Source organism: Glycomyces artemisiae (assembly GCF_003002955.1).
In the GTDB taxonomy this organism is placed as follows: Bacteria; Actinomycetota; Actinomycetes; order Mycobacteriales; family Micromonosporaceae; genus Glycomyces; species Glycomyces artemisiae.
Genome location: NZ_PVTJ01000003.1, coordinates 460,251 through 477,886, shown reverse-complemented (window position 1 = coordinate 477,886; position 17,636 = coordinate 460,251). Strand labels below are relative to the sequence as shown.

Genomic DNA, 17,636 nt, shown 5'->3' with positions numbered 1-17,636 from the left:
ATGTGTGCAATCCTCATCCGCGACCGTTCCCCACGACCGAGGGAGGCACGCGTGCTCGCCGCACACTACGCCGGGAACCGGACCATGACCGTCGACGAGGCCGACCCGGCGCCCCCGGGCCCCGGTGAAGTGCAGATCGCCGTGGCCTACAACGGGATCTGCGGCACCGACCTGCACATCCTCGCCGGTCACATGGACGCCCGCGTCGACGTCCCCGCGGTCATCGGGCACGAGATGAGCGGCACCGTCGCCGCCCTCGGCGACGGCGTCGAAGGCTGGGCCGTCGGCGACCCGGTCACCGTCATGCCCCTCGCGTGGGACGGCACCTGCCCGGCCTGCCTCGCCGGGAACTCCCACATCTGCCAGAACCTCGACTTCGTGGGCATCGACTCGCCCGGCGCGCTCCAGCGCCGCTGGAACGTCGACGCAGGGCTCCTCGTGCCGCTCCCCGCGACCCTGTCGCTCCAGCACGCGGCCCTCGTCGAGCCCACCGCCGTCGCCGTCCACGACGTGCGCCGCGCCGAGCTCGAACCCGGCCAGAAGGCCGTGGTCATCGGCGGCGGCCCCATCGGCGTGCTCATCGCCGCGGTCGCCCGCTCCTTCGGCGCCGACGTGGTCGTGGTCGAACTCGACCCCAAGCGCCGCAGCCAGGTAGCCGACCTCGGCTTCACCGCTCTCGACCCCCGCGACGACACCGTCGCCGCGGTCGAGGACTGGACCGGCGGCGCGGGCGCCGACGTCGTCTTCGAGGTCTCCGGCGCCGCCGCGGCCGTGCTCGGCGCCGTCGACTACGCCAAGGTCCGCGGCACGCTCGTCGTCGTCGCCATCCACCCCGAGCCCCGCCCGATCAACCTCCAGCGCGTCTTCTGGCGCGAACTGCGCCTCCTCGGCGCCCGCGTCTATCAGCGGCAGGACTTCGACACCGCCGTGGCGCTCCTGGACGCGGGGGAGATCCCGGCCGACGCGCTCATCACGAAGGTGATGCCCCTGGCCGAGGTCCAGGCCGCGTTCGACGCCCTCACCGGCGGCGAGGCCATGAAGATCCTCATCGACGTCCAGGCCGGCGAGCAGAGCGAGGCCGCATGAACCCCTTCGACCTGACCGGCCGCCTCGCCGTCGTCACCGGCGCCAAGCGCGGCATCGGCTTCGCCATGGCCGAGGCCCTCGCCGCCGCGGGCGCCGACGTCATCGGCGTCAGCGCCACCATCGAACCCGAAGGCTCCGCCATCGGGCGGCGCGTCACCGCCCTCGGCCGCTCCTTCCGCGCGCTGCGCGCCGACTTCAACGACCCGCAGGCGGTCGCCGACCTCGCCGCGACGCTCGCGGCCGAACCGGTCGACATCCTCGTCAACAACGCCGGGACCATCCGCCGCGCCCCCGCCGCCGAGCACTCCGACGCCTTCTGGGACGAGGTGCTCCAGGTGAACCTGACCAGCCAGTTCGCGCTGGCGCGGGCCGTGGGCGGCGCGATGCTGGAGCGCGGCTACGGGAAGATCGTCTTCACCGCCTCGCTCCTGAGCTTCCAGGGCGGCATCAACGTCCCCGGCTACGCGGCCGCCAAGGCCGGTGTCGCCGGGCTGACGAAGGCGCTCGCGAACGAGTGGACGGGGCGCGGCGTCACCGTCAACGCGATCGCCCCCGGATACATCGCGACCGACAACACCCAAGCGCTGCAAGACGATCCGGACCGGTCCCGCGCGATCCTGGAGCGCATCCCGGCCGGGCGGTGGGGCCGGCCCGAGGACCTCGCGGGCGCGACGGTGTTCCTCGCCAGCGCCGCCTCCGACTACGTCTCGGGTACGGTGCTCCCGGTCGACGGCGGCTGGCTCGGCCGCTGAGAAATGCGTCCATTCCATGAAGCCGAGGAGTCCCGACCAGTGAGTTCCGCACGGCCCGAGTACGCGGGCTACCTGTACGTCCACTTCAAGCGCGAGTCCGCCGACGGCGAGCAGATCCACTTCGCCCTCAGCGACGGCGACGACCCGCTGCACTTCGACGACCTCAACGGCGGCAGGCCGGTCCTGTTCTCGACCCTCGGGGACCGCGGCGTCCGCGACCCGCACATCGTGCGCTCGCCCGAGGGGGACCGCTTCTTCATGGTCGCCACGGACCTGCGGGTCTTCGAGCGCACCGACTGGGACCGCATGCAGCGCTGGGGAAGCCGCTCGATCATGGTGTGGGAGTCGGATGACCTCGTGGACTGGGGCGAGGGCCGCCTCGTCGAAGTCGCGCCCCCTGCGGCGGGCAACACCTGGGCCCCCGAATCGGTCTGGGACCCCGAGCAGGGCGCCTACCTCGTCCACTGGTCGTCCTCGCTGTACGACGACGCGGCGCACGAGGGCCCGAGCTACAACCGGATCATGTACGCCACGACGCGGGACTTCCGCGAGTTCTCCGCGCCGCGCCCGTGGGTCGACCGCGGCTGGAACACCATCGACGCCACGGTCATCGCGCACGACGGCCTGTACTACCGCTTCCTCAAGGACGAGCGGGCCCGCGACGGCGCTGCGCCCCACGGCAAGTCGGTGTTCTCCGAGACCGCGGCGTCGCTGACGGCCGAGCGGTGGGAGCCGCTCGCGGAGGGGATCGGCCTCGGCGCGGTCAAGCAGGGCGAGGGCCCGCTGGTGTACAAGTCGAACACCGAGGACAAGTGGTTCCTGTGGATCGACGAGTTCACGCCCGAGCGGCGCTACGTGCCGTTCGAGACGACCGACCTGGCGGGCGGGGAGTGGCTGCCCTGCACCGATGTCCGGCTCCCGGCCGACCCCTGCCACGGCGTGGTCCTCCCCGTCACCGCCGCCGAGCATGCCCGCCTGAAGGCCGCCTGGGCCTGACGCCGTTCATCTGCGGTCAGCGGCCGCCGGGCCCCGGATCTGGGCCCGGCGGCCGGTCGTCCCGGCCCCGGGGGCGCCGCCCCCGGGGCCGGAGTCCCGTCAGTCCGCGATGTCGCCGTAGACGATGCCGCGGCCGTTCGTGGTCAGGTAGACGCGGCCGTAGATCTCGGGGTCGCCGGTGATCGCCGAGCCCGACCAGGCCCACTGGTGGTCGTCGTCGTTGATGCGGGACCAGTGGCTGCCGCCGTCGGTGGAGCGGTAGATCGCGGCCTTGCCGTCGATCTCGGCCGAGGTGTAGATCGCCGGGTAGCCGGACCGCCTGGCGGCCTTGCCGAAGCCGACGGACTCGGCGGTCTCGAACACTGCGATGCGCTTCCAGGTGGCGCCCCCGTCCTTGGAGCGCCACATGCCCCCGCCGATGCCCTCCTTCTCGTCGCCGCGCCCGGCGAGCCAGACGTGGCTCTTGTGGCCCGGGACGGCCCGGAAGTCCTCGACGGCTCCGGTCGGCAGTCCGGTCGCCCCCGTGTCGGCGAACGTCGCGCCCCCGTCGGTGCTCCGGTAGAACACCCCGCCGGAGAAGGCGTACAGGACCGAGGCCCTGACGCGGTCGGAGCGGATCTTCGCGCCCGCGGGGAGCCCCTGGACCGGGTTCCACGTCTCGCCGAGGTCGGTGCTGTACACCGGGGTCACCTCGGAGTCGCCGGGGGTCCAGAGGATGCGGGACCCGTCGGCGGTGACCGCGACGGTGCCGCCGTGGCCGTCGCCGGGGACGCCTTCGACGGGCGCGGCGTTCCGCCAGGTCTTGCCCCGGTCGGTCGAGACGCCGACGTGGCCCTTCTCGTTGCCGTGCACGTTGCCGGTGCCGACGACGATGTCGGGGTTCGCCTGCGCGAAGTCGACGCTCGTGCCGGTGGACCAGCCGGTGTCGATCATCGGCACGGCCCGGTCGAGGTCGGTGTGGACGAAGCCGCCGACGTCGCCCACGGCGGAGACGAGCGTCCCGCCGAGCGCGGCGAGATCGAGCACCGCGGTCTCCTCGATCCCCTCGGCCCGCACGCCGACGGTGAACTGCTCGACCGGCAGCGGGACCCGCTGACCGGCCTCGACCTCGCCGATGAGGTCGCCTTGCGCGTCCCACTGCGTCAGCGACTCGGTGCCCCAGATCGTGGCCCCGGTGCCCCACATGATCCGGTCCGAGTCGTGCGGGTCGATCGCGAGGGCCTCGATCATCCAGCCGTGCTTGACCGCGTACTGCGGGAGCTGGTCCTCGCCGTTCCACGACAGCCACGGCGAGCCGGAGCTGTCCATGGCGAACCGGTCGTGCCGGTCCTGGCCTTCGGCGTAGTCCCAGCTGAGCGACCAGGTGGCGCCGGAGTCGACGGAGCGGAACAGGATCTCGTCGGGCCACCAGTTGTTGCAGGTGGACGCCATGAGCGTGCCGGGGTTCTGGCGGTCGACGGTGATGCCGCCGAAACCGGGGATGACGCCGCGCGGGTTGTAGGCGGGCGTGATGTCGGTCCACTCGCCGGTCTGCGTCGCCAGGCGCATGATCCTGCCGCCGTCGCCGGACGCGGGCGCGCCGTTGTAGGGGCCGGGGTCGTAGCCGGTGACGACGTACAGGTACCCGTTGGTGTTGTCCACAGCGGACTGCTTGGGGATGGTGCGGTTCCCGTCGGCCGAGCCGAGCGCCTCGGCCGCGCCGGGCACGGCCTGCCACGTGGCGCCGCCGTCCTCGGAGACGTAGAGCGGGTCCGCGGGGTCGGCCACGCCCACGTAGATCTTCCCGCCGATCTGGTCGAAGTCGATCCAGATCACGCCCTGGTTGTCCGCGAGCGTGGGGTTCGAGGGGTCGACGACGAAGTTCCCGGGGTTCGGGAAGCTCTCGACCTTCGCCCACGTGCGGCCGTGGTCGACCGAGCGCCACAGGCCGTTGCCGCTCGGCGTGCCCAGGTACACCTGGGCGTTGTCGGCCGGGTTCACCGCGAGGCGCTCGCCCATGCCGCGGCCGGGCATGTTGCCGCCCTGCTTGAACGGCAGCTCGGCTGCGCCCCAGGTGTCGCCGCGGTCGTCGGAGTACAGGACCGCGCCGTTGTTCGGGTCCCAGTCGATCGTGTAGGTGCCGACGGCGGCGTAGACGCGGTCGGGCTCGACCGGGTCGGTCGCCATGGAGACGACGCCCGACCAGCCCCACTTGTCGCGGCCGACCCAGTCGAGCAGCGGCGTCCAGGTGCGCGAGTCCTCCTGCCACCGGTAGCACCCGCCGATGTCGGTGCGGGCGTAGATCAGGCCCGGCTCGGTCTCGTTGAAGACGATGCCCGGGACGAAGCCGCCGCCGTTGACCGCGGCGTTCCTCCAGACGTAGGCGTCGCCGCCGCGGCCGCCCTCCTCGCGGGCCCAGGCGGGCAGGGTGCCGGCCGTGACCGCGGCGGCGGCCGCCGCCGCGCCGACGGAGGCGGTGAATGTGCGTCGTCGCAAAGGGTTGCTCCTTCTGTACCGGGAATGCGAGCACGGGCCAGGCGTATAGGGGTATGTGGATGCCTGATCCGGTGCGATGTACGGTACGCAGCATCCATCGAGTTTGTCAATATGTGAAACTAACTTCGGCTCGCGATGACCCGGCGAAGACCCGCGAATGCGGCATTCGATCCCATCGCACGCCGCCGGACCGCCCCGATACCGTGGGCAGTGAACAAACCGAGGAGACCGCAATGAAGCCGACACCGGCACCCGTGGAGGAAGGCGCGCCACCGCGCGCCCCGCTCAGCGGCCTGGAGCGCAGCACGCTCCGCGAACTGCTGATCCGCGGCCCGAAGTCGCGCGCCGAGATCGCGCGCGAACTCGGCATGTCCCGCGCCAGCCTCACCCGCGTCACGCGCGCGCTCATCGAGCAGGGCCTGCTCGCCGACGGCCCCGTCGAGCTCCGCGGCGCCACCGGCCGGCCCAGCGAAGTGCTCCGCATCCGCCCCGAGAGCCGCAAGTTCCTGGGCGTCAAGCTCACCGGCGACCACCTCTTCGCCGTCGTCACCGACCTCACCGCGCAGGCCCTCGCCGAATACGACGAGCCGCTCGCCTCCCGGCGCGTCAAGGACGCTGTCGCGCAGATCGGCGCCGTCCACGAGCGCCTCGCCGAGGAGCACCCCGGCGTCGCCGCCGCCGGGATCGGCCTCGCCGGGGACGTCGTGTCCACCGACAAGGGACAGACCGTCGCGCAGTCGCCGTTCCTCGAATGGAGCGGCGTGCCCCTCGCCGCGCTCGTGAGCGAGCGGCTCGGCATCCCCGCCACCGCCGAGAACGACATGCGCGCCCTCACCGCCGCCGAGCACTGGTTCGGCGTCGGCGCCGGCCACGAGTCGATGGTGCTCGTCGCCGTCGGCGCAGGGATAGGCGTCGGCATCGTCGTCGACGGCAAGGTCGTCACCGGCATCAACGGCAAAGCCGGCAGCCTGGAGCACCTGCCGATCGACCCCAGCGGCCCCAGATGCGAACGCGGCCACCGCGGATGCGCCGCCTCCTACCTCTCGAACGCCGCGATCGTGGCCGCCCTGCGCGCCCCCGGCCTCGACTACGCGAGCGTGCTCGACCTCGCGCGCGGCGGCGACCCCGCCGCCGTGCAGGCGTTCCGCGACGCCGGGCACGCCCTCGGCGTCCTCATCGCCACCCTCGCGAACACCATGGACCCCGAGAAGATCGTCGTCACCGGCGACGGCATCGCCGTCGCCGAGCTCGCCCGCGGCGAGATCGACGCCGCCATCGCGACCTACCGGCGGCACCTCGGCGTCCCGACCCCGCTCGACATCCAGCCCTTCGACTTCGCCGAATGGGCCCGCGCCGGGGCCGTGCTCGCCATCAGGGACTTCCTCCACTTCTGAACCGCGGGTTGGTTCCGCGCGTTGACGAACCCGAACGGCCGTGCCCGGCCCGCGAGGACCGCGGGCCGGGCACGGGTCCGCCTAAGCGAACGTCCACCGCTGGTTCGCGCCGCCGTTGCACGACCACAGCACCACCTTGGTGCCGTTCGCGGTCGCCGCGCCCGACACGTCGAGGCACAGCCCCGACCCGGCGTTGGTGACCGTCCCGTCGGCGTTCCGGTTCCACCGCTGGTTGCTCCCGCCGTGGCAGGTCCAGATGATGGCCGCCGTGCCGTTGGCGGTGCCGCCCCCGGACGCGTCCAGGCACTTCAGCGACCCTCCCGAGTAGACGGTGAACTCGCCCGCGGCCGTGTAGGTCCACTGCTGGTTCGCGCCGCTCCAGCAGTCGTAGACCTGCACCTGCGTCCCGTTGGCCGTCGACTGGTTCGGCACGTCGAGGCACCGGCCCGCGCTGACCGAGCGCAGCGCGCCCGCGGTCGTGCCGCCGCCGTCCTCCCTCGGGCCCGCGTCGGCGATGATCTGCGCGGCCGTCGCCGGCACCGAGCCCGGGCTGTAGGTCGTGTTGTTGCGGACGGTGTTGCCGCGCTGGCCGTCGACGAGGCCGGTGATCGCGCTGTTGGTGGTGTAGTTCCCGGTCAGCGTGATGTCGCCGGTGAGGTTGCTGTTCTGGTTGTTGGCGTGCGCCCACTGCCCGGCCGTGCTGCGGAAGACGTTGCCCGTGGCGGAGAAGTACCGCGACCCCTCGTCGAAGTACAGGCCGAGCTGCCCGCTGTTCTCGCAGTAGTTCCCGGAGACGGTGCTGGCCGGGTGCGCCGACAGCGAGTAGATGCACCCGGCGTCGAACAGCTTCTGCACCACGTTGCGCACGTGGTTGCCGGTGACGCGGACGTCCCGCTGGGTCGTCGCGGTCTGGTAGATCGGCTGGAAGTCGTACAGCCCGCGGTTGAGGTACTCCGGGCTTCCGCCCGGATCGTTGGCGCCCCAGCCGAACCCGACGTTGATGCCGCTGTAGGGCATGTCCGACACGTAGTTGTGCGCGATGGTGAGCCTGGTGGCGTAGGTCCCCAGGATCGCGGCGTGGTCGAGGTACTCCAGCGCGGTGGCGTACACGCTGTTGTCGCTGATCTCGATGTCGCTGTTGAGCATCCGGGTGTCCGACGGGTGGTGCGCGTCGGGTCTGACGCCGCCGACGACGATGCCGCCGCCCGCGCTCGCGGTGAAGGTGTTGCCGGTGACGAGGATGTTCCTGGCGCCGAGGCCGACGCCGGTGCTGTGCGCGTTGGCGTCGTTGCCGATGCCGAGCCCGACCGACCCGAGGTTGCGGAACGTGTTGTCCGCGAAGGTGATCCCGTCGGCCGCGGAGACCTGCACGGCGGCGGGGACCTGCGCCCAGCCGTTCCGCGCGGCCTCGAACCCGCGGCAGCCGGATCGGCACGAGGTGAACGCGTCGGCGGGCCGCTGGGACTGGACGCCGGTGATGAACGTGCCGGTCTGCTGGTTGGCGTACCCGTTGTTCGAGCCGGGGTCGAGCCAGCTCGTGCCGGTGAATGTGAGCCCGGTGAACGACAGGGCGCGCACCGGCTGGTCGTAGGTGCCGCCGACCTCGATCAGCGTCTCCAGCCGCGGCAGTTCCACCTTCGCGGTCGACATGCTCTGCCCCGCGAGGGGCTTGTAGTAGAGCCGCCCGGCGCCCGTGTCGAGGTACCACTCCCCGGCCTGGTCGAGGAAGCGCTTCGAGTTGAGCAGGAAGAACTGCGGGCTGCGGAACGGGTTCTGGATCGCGTCGTACCCGTAGGTGTTGTTGTCCCACGCGGGCTGCTGCATGGTGACGGTGCGCCCGCTGACGCCCTGGACCGGCGCGAACCGGTTGGTGAACGAGAGCAGGGCCTGGAACTCGATGCGCTGCTGGCTCGGCAGCGACGCGAGGTAGTCGAAGTTCCCGTTGTTCAACGTGAACCCGGTCGCGTTGAGCGTCAGGTCCGCGGACGCGATCGACGTACGCGCCCGCTGCGCGAGGACGCCGTCCACATAGAGCTGCCGGGTGTCGAAGCCGGTGCCGACGTCGGCCCGGTAGATCCCGGCTGCGGCGTCGTCGAGGACCCAGCCGGTGACGGCCTGGGCGCCGGTCACGACCGGGTCGGCGCCGTCGGCGGCCCGCCAGGCCACGGTGTGGCCGTTCCTCCCCGAGTCGCGCGAGTCGAACCGCAGCGGCGCGGTGAGCCGGTAGGTCCCGTCGAGGAGGGTGACGGCGACGTCGCCGTCGCCCGCGGCGGCGGCCTGCCGGGCCCGCTCCTGGGCCTTCGCCAGGGTCTTCAGGGGCTGGCCGGAGGTGCCGGCGTTGCCGTCGTTCCCGTTGGGGGAGACGTAGATGTCGTAGGAGGTCTGTGCGTGTGCCGGGGACGCGCCGGGGCCCGCGAGGGCGCCGGCGACCGCGATGAGGAGGGCCGCTGCGAGGGCGGGGGCCCGCAGGCGCCCGGGGGGTGAATGCCGCATTGCATTCCCTTTCCGTTGTCGGCGAGGCGGTTCAGTGCTCGATGGCGGGCACCCGTCGGTCGGCGGTCGCTGCCTCGGGGTCGGCGCGCCTCGGACGGGTGGGGGATCGGTCGGGGTCGGCGGGCCGCTCGTCGGCGAGCAGGCGCAGTCCGGCGCGCTCGGGCCGCACGGCGGTCCCGGCGGGGTCGGCCGGGGCCGGGCGGCGGTCGAGCCGGGCGATGGCCTCGGTGAAGACCGTGAGCCCGAGGCCGGGGGCGTCGCCGAGGACGAACGCGCCGTCCTCGATGTCGAGGTCGGCGGTGATGCCGACGGGCGGCCGCAGGTCCTGGAGCTCGCTGACGAGGTGGTTGGGCACGGCGGTCGCGGCGTGGAGGACCCCGACCGGGATGTTCCCGACGGGGCTCACGGGGAGGTCGTGGGCGTGCGCGAGCGCGGCGACGCGCAGGAAGTGGGTGACGCCCCAGACCGCCGCGGTCTGCACGACGTCGACCCCGCCCGCCTTGAGCAGCGGCGTGAACTGCTCCAGCCCGGTGAGGTTCTCGCCGCTGGCGACCGCGGCGCGCACGCCGCGCTGGACGGCGGCGTGGCCTTCGGCGTCCCAGCGGCGCACCGGCTCCTCGACCCACGCGAGGTCCATCGTGCGCTCGATCGCGCCGACGTGCTGCACGGCCTCCTTGCGCGACCACGCCTCGTTGGCGTCGAGCATGAGGCGCGGGCGGGCCGCCCCGGCGTCGGCGAGCACGTCCCGCACGATGGCGAGCCGCCGCCGGTCCGCCTCGACGTCGAGGCCGCCCTTGAGCTTCGCGGCCCGCAGGCCGCGGTCGGCGTAGAGCCGGTAGGCGTCGGCGAGCGCCTCGTCGTCGAGTCCGATGTCGAGGCCGGACGCGTACGCGGGGACGACCCGGTCGCGCCCGCCGAGGAGGCGCCACAGCGGCTCGCCCGCGGCCTGGGCCTTGAGGTCCCACAGCGCGGTGTCGAGCGCGCCGATCGCGCCGAACACCGCGCCCGCGTGCCCGGCCTTGAAGGCGCGGCGCAGCATCCGGTCGTACAGGGCCGCGACGGCCCGCGGGTCCTCGCCCTCGATCGCGCCGAAGACGCCCTCCAGCCCCGCGTGCGAGCCGAGCCCGACCCCGGTGGCGCCCTCGTCGGTGTCGACCAGGACCACCGGGAGCGTGGTGACGCCGTCCTCGAAGCGGCCGTTGGCGTCGCCGACCGGCCGGGCCCATTCCTGGACCGTGGTCAGCGTGCGGTACCCGGTGATGCGCATGTCATCCCTTCGTGGACCCGGCGGTGACGCCGGAGGCGATCTGGCGCTGGAAGAGCAGGTAGAGGACGAGCACGGGGACGGCGGCGATGAGCACGCCCCCGGCGAAGGTCGGGATGTCGGCGGAGTACTGGCCGCGCAGGGCGGTCACGCCGACCATGAGCGTCCGGTGCTCGGCCGAGGGCATGAGGAGCAGCGCGATGAGCACGTCGTTCCAGCAGAACAGCGCGTTGAGGATGCCCACCGACAGGAGCGCGGGGCGGCCCAGCGGCAGCATGATCCGCGCGTACACGCCGTACAGGGAGTTCCCGTCGATGCGGGCCGCGTCGATGATCTCGGCCGGGATGCGGCTGTAGTACCCGGTCATGAGGAAGACCGTGAACGGCAGGAACTGCGCGGTGTAGGCGAGGATCAGGCCCGGGTAGGTGTCGACGAGGCCGACCTGCCCGAGAGTCCGGGCCAGCGGGACCATGATGACCTGGAACGGGATGAACAGCGCCGCGAGGCAGCCGAGGTACAGGGCCCGCGAGCCGCGGAACCGCAGGCGGCTCAGGGAGAAGCCCGCCATGGACCCGACGAGGAGCAGGAGCGCGACGGCGCCGGCGACGACGATGAGCGAGTTCGCGAGGTACCGGCCCATGTCGGCCCCGGTCCAGGCCGCGGCGAACGCGTCCCAGCGCAGGCCCTCGGCCGGGGCGAAGCGGTCGAGCACGTACTCGTGCCGGGTCTTCATGGCGACGTTGGCGGTGAACACGAGCGGGTAGACCGTGGCGATTGCCAAGGCGGCCATGGGGATCGCGGCGATCCATCGTCCTGCGCGCAGGGGTGCCACTCAGTCCTCCCTTCCGGAGCGCCGCAGGACGGCGAGCTGGAGCATCCCGACGACGAGCATCACGCCGAAGAGCACTGTGGACGCGGCGGAGGCGAGCGCGGGGCGGCCCATCTGGCCCTGCTGGAACCAGATGTAGTACTCCGGCAGGTAGGTCGAGCCCTCCGGGCCGCCGCCGGTCATGACGTACAGGAGCCCGAACATCGAGGTGAGCATCCCGATCATGGTGGTGACGACGACGAACTGGATCGTCTGCGACAGCCCGGGGACGATCACGTGCCTGACCACCTTCGGGATCGACGCGCCGTCGACGCGCGCCGCGTCGATGAGCGAGGGGTCCAATGTGGCGAATCCGGCGAGGAACACCACGAGCGCCATCCCGAAGGTCGCCCAGATGTGGACGCCCACGACGGCGTACATCGCGGTGTCCGGGTCGCCGAGCCAGTCGACGGGCCCGAGCCCGACCGCTCCGAGCAGGGAGTTCGCGGGCCCGTCGAAGGCGAGCAGGAGGTTGAAGATCGCGCCGATGATGACCGGCGACAGGACCGCGGGGAAGAAGTAGACGCCCCGGTAGACCCGGTGCCCCGGCACCCGCAGGTAGATCAGGGTCGCCAGGAGCCCCGGGATCGCCACGGCGACGGGCAGGAGCAGCACGAGCAGGCCGACGTTGCGCATCGCCGCGGTGAACAGCGGGTCGTCGAAGAGCGCCGAGTAGTTGTCGAGCCCGACGGCCTGCCCGTTGCGGTCGCCGTCCCCGGTGAACGAGAAGTTGACGCCGAGCGCGAGCGGGTAGAGCCGCAGCCCCGCGATGATGAGGACCGCGGGCGCGACCAGGATGTAGGGGGCGAGGCGGTCGGCGCGGTGGAATCGCTGGTTCCCGCGCCGACGCCCCCGCGCCGCTCGGACCCCCGCCCGTGCGGTGCTCCCGGCCGGTCCGAGCACCTCGGACGCGACCTGGGGAGGCGGGTTCCCGATCGGCATGTCTAGGCCGCCCCGTCGCTCTCGGCGAGCTGGGCGAGCGCGCCGTCCACTGTGACCGATCCGCTGAGGAGCTGCTGCGAGAGGCGGCCCATCAGCTCCAGGGTCTCGGCCGAGAGCGCCACGTGCAGCGCGGGCTTGCCGGTCGGCAGCTCCGCCACGATGGCGGCGGTCGCCGGCCCGGCGCCCGAGGCGTCGATCGTGGTGTCCGCGGCGATGGCCCCCGCGTCGGCGTAGAACGCCTCCAGCGCGGACGTCGAGGTGAGCGACCGGACCAGGTCGGCGGCCAGCTCGGGGTCGTCGGTCCACTCGGCCACGCCGTAGCCGATGCCGCCGTCGTAGGGGAGGACCGGCGCGGCCTCGGGGCTGACGACCGGGGCGGGCATGACGCCGACGTTCTCGTCGCCGATGAACTCGCCGAACTCCTTCCAGTGGCCCACGTCGGACATGAGGCCGACGACGTGGGCGGCCTCCCCGGAGTCGAAGAGCGCGAACTCGTCGTTGAACATCGCGGTGGAGTTGACGCCGTCGTTGTTGAGCCCGGCCTGCTCGGCCTCGACCCACAGCTCGAAGATCCGCTTCACCCCGGGGGAGGTCCAGTCGCGGTCCCCGGCGATCCAGGCGTCGTACTCCTCCGGGCCGAGGATTCCCGGTCCGAGGCCCGACATGAAGAACTGGATGCCGTAGCCCTCCTTGTTGCCCATGGCGAAGCAGTCCGCGCCGGTCGCCTCGGTGATCGCGGCGCAGTCGGCGAGGAACTCCTCCCACGTGGCCGCGGGCGCCTCGGGGTCGAGCCCGGCCGCCTCGTACAGGGCCTTGTTGTAGTAGAGCGGGTGGCCTTGCAGGGTCACCGGCGCGGCGTAGACGTGCCCGTCCGCGGTGAACGCCTCCCACCCGGCCAGGCGCTCCATGTCGTCGGCGACGAAGTCGTCGAGGGGCACCAGCGCGTCGGTGCGGTCGCGGAGCTGGCCGCCGCCGTTGAACAGCATCACGTCGGGGCCCTCGCCGGCCTGGATGGCCGTGCCGAGGAGGTTGTAGTACTGGTCGAAGGGCTGGGCCGTGAACTCGACCTCGACGTCCGGATGCTGCTCGGCGAAGTCGGCCTTCGCGGCCTCGATATAGGACTTGGCGGCCTCGTCGCCCGACTTCCAGTCCCAGACCACGAGCGTGTCGCCGCCGCCCGAGGAGGATTCCGGTGCCGCGGCGCTGCCGCAGCCGTACAGCGCCAGCGGCGCGATGAGGGCGGTCGACCACAGTGCTCGTCGCTTCATTGCAGATCACTCTCCGTGGGGTGGCCGGGGGGTCCGGCCGAGGGTCGCGGTAAACATAACTTGTATGACGTCTTACGTCAATGGAGTGACGTATACTCAGCCGCATCCGCGACCGGCGCGGCGGCACACGGAGGCCCGATGACGACGACGCACGAGGACGGGCCCGCGCGGCCGACGTGGACGCGGCGCCCCGCCAGCCTCGCCAAGGCCGTCACCGCCGAACTGGTGCAGCGCATCGTCCGCGGCGACTACCCCGCCGGCTCGGCGCTCCCGGCCGAGCACGCCCTGTGCGACGCGTTCTCGGTGAGCCGCACCGTGGTCCGCGAGGCCGTCAAGGTCCTCCAGGAGAAGGGCCTGGTGCAGATCCGGCAGGGCTCGGGCACCCAGGTCCTGCCCGCGGCCTCCTGGAACATGCTCGACGAGCTCGTGCTCGCCGCGACCATCGACGAGGACGAGAGCCTCGGCGTCCTCGACGACCTCGTCGTCACCCGCCGCCTCCTGGAGTCCGACATGGCCCACGTCGCCGCGCGCGCCGCCGACGCCGCGGCCCTCGACCGGATGCGCGAGCTCGTCGACCGCATGGACGAGCTGGTGGACGAGCCGGAGTCCTACCACGAGCACGACCGCGCCTTCCACGACACCGTCATGCGCGCCTCCGGGAACCGCATCGCCCGCGCCGTCGTCCGGTCCCTGGAGAGCCAGGTCATCAACACCGCGCGGTACATGGGGCGCACGGAGCGGTCCCTGTGCGAGGCCTCGAACCGCGGCCACCGGCGCGTCTTCGAGTGCATCGCCGCGCGCGACCCCGAGGGCGCCGCCGCCGCGATGTTCGCCCACATCACCGAGGCGTGGCTCGTGCGCCGCGCGGCGGCCGGGGACCCCGACCGCCTCGAACGCTGAACGAGGGCGCAGAGATCCGATGTCTGCGCCTGTGCGGCACGGACATTCGGCGGCGAACTTCGGATAACGCTCGACTCTTGACGGCATACATCCAATCTATATAGACTGACGTCGATATTCAAGGCGTTGCACGGCTTCATCCGAGGCGATCTGGGAGCGATTCCAGCACTCGGACGGCCGCATCCTCCTGCACGGACCTCTCATGCGGCGCCGGTCCACAGTCCAGACTCCGAAGAGCCTGAACCGCAAGGAGTTCCAACCATGTCGAGATTCAGATCCGCGCTCGCCTGCCTCGGGGCGGCGGCCGTCCTGGCGTTCACCGGCGCCGCGACGGCCCAGGCCGCCGAGGCACCGGCGGCCCCCGCCGCCGACGTCACCGCCGCGGCCAGCAGCGGGTGCGGTAAGGCCCCCACGCTCAACAGCGGCACCCACACCATCCAGAGCAGCGGCCAGAACCGCACGTTCATCCTCAAGGTCCCGTCCGGCTACGACAACACCAAGCCCCACAAGCTGATCTTCGGCAACCACTGGTGGGGCGGCACCGCCAACGACGTCGCCTCCGGCGGCTCCGACGGCGCCGTCTACGCCCACTACGGGCTCGACGCGCTGGCGGGCGGCTCGGCGATCTTCGTGGCCCCGCAGGGCCTCGACAACGCCTGGGCCAACCCGAACGGCCGCGACGTGACGTTCTTCGACGACATGATCCGGACGATCGAGGCGGACCTCTGCGTCGACCAGTCGCAGCGGTTCTCCCTGGGCTTCAGCTACGGCGGGGCGATCAGCTACGCCCTCGCCTGCGCGCGGCCCGACACGTTCCGCGCGGTCATCGCGATCTCGGTCCCCGGGCCGGTGAGCGGCTGCTCCGGCGGCACGGGCGCGGTGGCGTACTTCGGCATCCAGGGCGTCACCGACTCCATGCCGAACGCGCGCGCCATGCGCGACCGGTTCGTCGCCAACAACGGCTGCGCCTCGCTGAGCCCGCGCGAACCCGCCTCGGGCAGCGGCACCCACATCACCACGAAGTACACGTGCCGCGAAGGGAAGCCGGTCCAGTGGGCCGCCTTCGACGGCGGGCACCAGCAGGGCCCGGTCGACGGCTGCACGGGCTGCGAGAGCGGCGCCCGCAGCTGGGTCAAGAACGAGGTCTGGGCGTTCATCAGCCAGTTCTCGTCCTCCACGCCGCCCGCCGGGGCCGACGAGGTCCGCAACACCGCGGCAGGCCGCTGCCTCGACGTCTCGGCGCAGTCCACTTCGAACGGCGCCGTCACCCAGCTGTGGGACTGCCACAGCGGCGCCAACCAGCAGTGGACCCGCACCTCCTCGAAGCAGCTGACCGTCTACGGCGGCAAGTGCCTCGACGCCGAGGGCGCCGCCACCGCCCCCGGCACGCGGGCAATCATCTGGGACTGCCACGGCGGGGCCAACCAGCAGTGGAACGTGAACGCCGACGGCACCGTCACCGGCGTCGCGTCGGGCCTGTGCCTCGGGACCGTGAACGGCGGCACCGGGAACGGCACCGGCGTGGTCCTGGCGGCCTGCAACGGCTCGGCGAGCCAGAAGTGGACCTTCGCCTGACAGGACGCCCGGTGCGCCCTCAGCGCCGGGCACGACAGGACGGGCCTCCCCTCGCAGGGAGGCCCGTTCCGCTGCGCCGCTAAGCGGTGAACTGCCACCAGTTCGCATTGAACAGGTAGCCGCTGCCGCCGGTGAACTTCAGGTACAGGTCGTGCGTCCCGGACGCCCCGCTCACGGGGCACGAGACGCTCGTCCAGGTCTGCCAGCCGCCCGTCCCGGGGACGGTGCAGGTGCCGACGAGCGCCCCGTTCGGACCGTCGAGCCGCAGCTCGATCCTCCCGCCCGAGGTCGCCGACGCCACCCGCGCGGTGAACGAGCGCGCGCCCGTGTTGAACGCGGCGCCCTTGACCTTGATCCAGTCGCCGTTCTCGATCCAGCCGACGTTCATGCCGCCCTCGGAGGCCCGCTCGGTCTCGACGCCGTTCGCCCACGCGATCGTCTCGGCCTCCTGGCGCACGAAGGGATTGAGGGTCCCGACCTGCGGCGCCCCGGTCGAGGTCATGTTGATGAGGGGGATCGTGCCGTCGGCGTTGTACGCGAAGCGCTCGACGGCCACCGACCGCGTGAAGCCGCCGCCGCCCGGCAGGGCCCCGTTGTGGTAGAAGAAGTACGAGCTCCCTTTGAAGTCGATCACCCCGGGGTGGTTCGTGAAGCTCGACCCCTGCGTGGGCATGACGGTGCCGCGGTAGGTCCACGGGCCGGTCGGGCCGGGCGCGGTCGAGTAGGCGATGAACTCCGAGCAGCACTGCGCCGCGAACACCATGTAGTACAGGGAGTTCCGCTTGTAGACCCACGGGCCCTCCTCGTACAGCGTGGGCCGGCTCGTGCCCCCGGGCCGGGTCCCGAAGCCCTGCGTGGTCAGCGGGATCTGGTTGACTCCGCCGGAGTAGGACGTCATGTCGGCGTTGAGCTTGACGTACCACAGGTTCGGGTTGCCCCAGTACAGGTACGCCTGCCCGTCGGAGTCGATGAACACGGTCGGGTCGATCTCGCCGTTCTCGACCAGCGGGCGCCCGATCGCGTCGCGGAACGGGCCGGTGGGGCTGTCGGCGACGGCCACGCCGATCGCCATGCGGCCGGTGGCGTCGTTGACCACGGGCACGTACCAGTAGAACTTGCCGCCCCGCTCCACGGCCTGGCCCGCCCACGCGTCCTGGCGGGCCCAGGCGAAGGTGTCGATGTTCAGCGGCGAGCCGTGGTCGGTCCAGTTGACCATGTCGTCGGAGGACCAGACCCGCCACTCCTTCATGGTGAACCAGGTCGAGCCGTCCTCGTCGTGGCCGGTGTAGAGGTAGACGCGTCCGTTGTGGACCAGCGGCGCGGGGTCGGCGGTGTAGATGGTCTGGACGATCGGGTTGTCGGCCTGTGCCGGGGAGGGCGACGGTTCGGCGGCCGGGCTCAGCGCGGCCGCCGCGAACCCGAAGGCCAGCGCGAGCGCGGCGAGCCGCCGCCTTCTCGGGATGGGTGTGGACATGGGGGTGCCTCTCCGGCCGCGCCCGTGCGCGCCCTGGTCGCTGACGACGAAACGTTCGGGGGATTCCTCGAACGTTAGGATGCTGCCCCCAGGGTAGCGATCGAAGTCCTATATGTAAATGGTTCGATACCTGGCCGTTTACCGTGAAC

At 72.0% G+C, this 17,636-nt stretch carries 13 protein-coding genes; 6 read left to right on the top strand and 7 right to left on the bottom strand.

Annotated features, from left to right (window positions below):
• The first annotated feature begins 51 nt into the window (after window positions 1-51).
• From B0I28_RS10935 to B0I28_RS10925, 3 genes are read left to right on the top strand one after another with little or no spacing between them, the layout of a single operon-like run.
• Entirely contained in the window at window positions 52-1,086 is a 1,035-nt protein-coding gene (locus B0I28_RS10935; protein WP_106363841.1) for a zinc-dependent alcohol dehydrogenase, read from the top strand.
• Complete coding sequence (locus B0I28_RS10930) at window positions 1,083-1,838, top strand: SDR family oxidoreductase (protein ID WP_106363840.1); 756 nt, start codon at window positions 1,083-1,085, stop codon at window positions 1,836-1,838. Before B0I28_RS10935 ends, B0I28_RS10930 begins: the two co-directional genes overlap by 4 nt.
• Window positions 1,839-1,877: 39 nt before the next feature.
• Window positions 1,878-2,834, top strand: a complete 957-nt coding sequence (locus B0I28_RS10925; RefSeq protein WP_106363839.1) for a glycoside hydrolase family 43 protein — start codon at window positions 1,878-1,880, stop codon at window positions 2,832-2,834.
• Window positions 2,835-2,933: 99 nt separating this feature from the next.
• Here B0I28_RS10925 and B0I28_RS10920 read toward each other — a convergent pair whose 3' ends face one another.
• Window positions 2,934-5,309, bottom strand: a complete 2,376-nt coding sequence (locus B0I28_RS10920; protein WP_106363838.1) for a xyloglucanase — start codon at window positions 5,307-5,309, stop codon at window positions 2,934-2,936.
• A gap of 233 nt (window positions 5,310-5,542) precedes the next feature.
• Between B0I28_RS10920 and B0I28_RS10915 the strand changes: the two genes are divergently transcribed.
• A complete protein-coding gene (locus B0I28_RS10915; protein ID WP_106363837.1) occupies window positions 5,543-6,703 on the top strand; it encodes an ROK family transcriptional regulator in 1,161 nt (386 codons plus the stop codon).
• A gap of 81 nt (window positions 6,704-6,784) precedes the next feature.
• Here the strand turns inward: B0I28_RS10915 and B0I28_RS10910 are convergent, their stop codons facing one another.
• Genes B0I28_RS10910 through B0I28_RS10890 form a run of 5 tightly spaced genes read right to left on the bottom strand, consistent with a single transcriptional unit; the run spans window position 6,785 to window position 13,538 of the window.
• The gene (locus tag B0I28_RS10910) at window positions 6,785-9,196 is read right to left on the bottom strand and encodes an RICIN domain-containing protein (RefSeq protein WP_106363836.1); all 2,412 of its coding nucleotides are present in this window, start codon (window positions 9,194-9,196) and stop codon (window positions 6,785-6,787) included.
• 31 nt (window positions 9,197-9,227) lie between these two features.
• Entirely contained in the window at window positions 9,228-10,463 is a 1,236-nt protein-coding gene (locus tag B0I28_RS10905) for a mandelate racemase/muconate lactonizing enzyme family protein (RefSeq protein WP_106363835.1), read from the bottom strand.
• Window position 10,464: 1 nt separating this feature from the next.
• Entirely contained in the window at window positions 10,465-11,250 is a 786-nt protein-coding gene (locus B0I28_RS10900; protein ID WP_106363834.1) for a carbohydrate ABC transporter permease, read from the bottom strand.
• Between the two features lie 42 nt (window positions 11,251-11,292).
• A complete protein-coding gene (locus B0I28_RS10895; protein WP_106363833.1) occupies window positions 11,293-12,270 on the bottom strand; it encodes a carbohydrate ABC transporter permease in 978 nt (325 codons plus the stop codon).
• A gap of 2 nt (window positions 12,271-12,272) precedes the next feature.
• On the bottom strand, window positions 12,273-13,538 hold the full coding sequence (locus tag B0I28_RS10890) for an ABC transporter substrate-binding protein (RefSeq protein WP_106363832.1): 1,266 nt from the start codon (window positions 13,536-13,538) through the stop codon (window positions 12,273-12,275).
• A gap of 138 nt (window positions 13,539-13,676) precedes the next feature.
• On the opposite strand from B0I28_RS10890, the gene B0I28_RS10885 reads away from it, so the two are divergent.
• Together B0I28_RS10885 and B0I28_RS10880 are read left to right on the top strand one after the other, a co-directional pair.
• Window positions 13,677-14,438 (top strand): FadR/GntR family transcriptional regulator, encoded by a 762-nt coding sequence (locus B0I28_RS10885; protein ID WP_106363831.1) that lies wholly within the window; start codon window positions 13,677-13,679, stop codon window positions 14,436-14,438.
• A gap of 261 nt (window positions 14,439-14,699) precedes the next feature.
• Window positions 14,700-16,013 (top strand): ricin-type beta-trefoil lectin domain protein, encoded by a 1,314-nt coding sequence (locus B0I28_RS10880; protein ID WP_106363830.1) that lies wholly within the window; start codon window positions 14,700-14,702, stop codon window positions 16,011-16,013.
• 79 nt (window positions 16,014-16,092) lie between these two features.
• Here B0I28_RS10880 and B0I28_RS10875 read toward each other — a convergent pair whose 3' ends face one another.
• Window positions 16,093-17,487: a glycoside hydrolase family 43 protein gene (locus tag B0I28_RS10875; RefSeq protein WP_106363829.1), complete on the bottom strand. Its 1,395-nt coding sequence runs from the start codon at window positions 17,485-17,487 to the stop codon at window positions 16,093-16,095.
• Window positions 17,488-17,636: the final 149 nt, after the last annotated feature.

Coding starts and splice junctions, on each gene's coding strand:
- B0I28_RS10900 (WP_106363834.1), bottom strand. CDS start 11,250: ATGGCCGCCTTGGCAATCGCCACGGTCTACCCGCTCGTGTTCACCGCC.
- B0I28_RS10930 (WP_106363840.1), top strand. CDS start 1,083: ATGAACCCCTTCGACCTGACCGGCCGCCTCGCCGTCGTCACCGGCGCC.
- B0I28_RS10895 (WP_106363833.1), bottom strand. CDS start 12,270: ATGCCGATCGGGAACCCGCCTCCCCAGGTCGCGTCCGAGGTGCTCGGA.
- B0I28_RS10910 (WP_106363836.1), bottom strand. CDS start 9,196: ATGCGGCATTCACCCCCCGGGCGCCTGCGGGCCCCCGCCCTCGCAGCG.
- B0I28_RS10875 (WP_106363829.1), bottom strand. CDS start 17,487: ATGTCCACACCCATCCCGAGAAGGCGGCGGCTCGCCGCGCTCGCGCTG.
- B0I28_RS10890 (WP_106363832.1), bottom strand. CDS start 13,538: ATGAAGCGACGAGCACTGTGGTCGACCGCCCTCATCGCGCCGCTGGCG.
- B0I28_RS10880 (WP_106363830.1), top strand. CDS start 14,700: ATGTCGAGATTCAGATCCGCGCTCGCCTGCCTCGGGGCGGCGGCCGTC.
- B0I28_RS10905 (WP_106363835.1), bottom strand. CDS start 10,463: ATGCGCATCACCGGGTACCGCACGCTGACCACGGTCCAGGAATGGGCC.
- B0I28_RS10915 (WP_106363837.1), top strand. CDS start 5,543: ATGAAGCCGACACCGGCACCCGTGGAGGAAGGCGCGCCACCGCGCGCC.
- B0I28_RS10885 (WP_106363831.1), top strand. CDS start 13,677: ATGACGACGACGCACGAGGACGGGCCCGCGCGGCCGACGTGGACGCGG.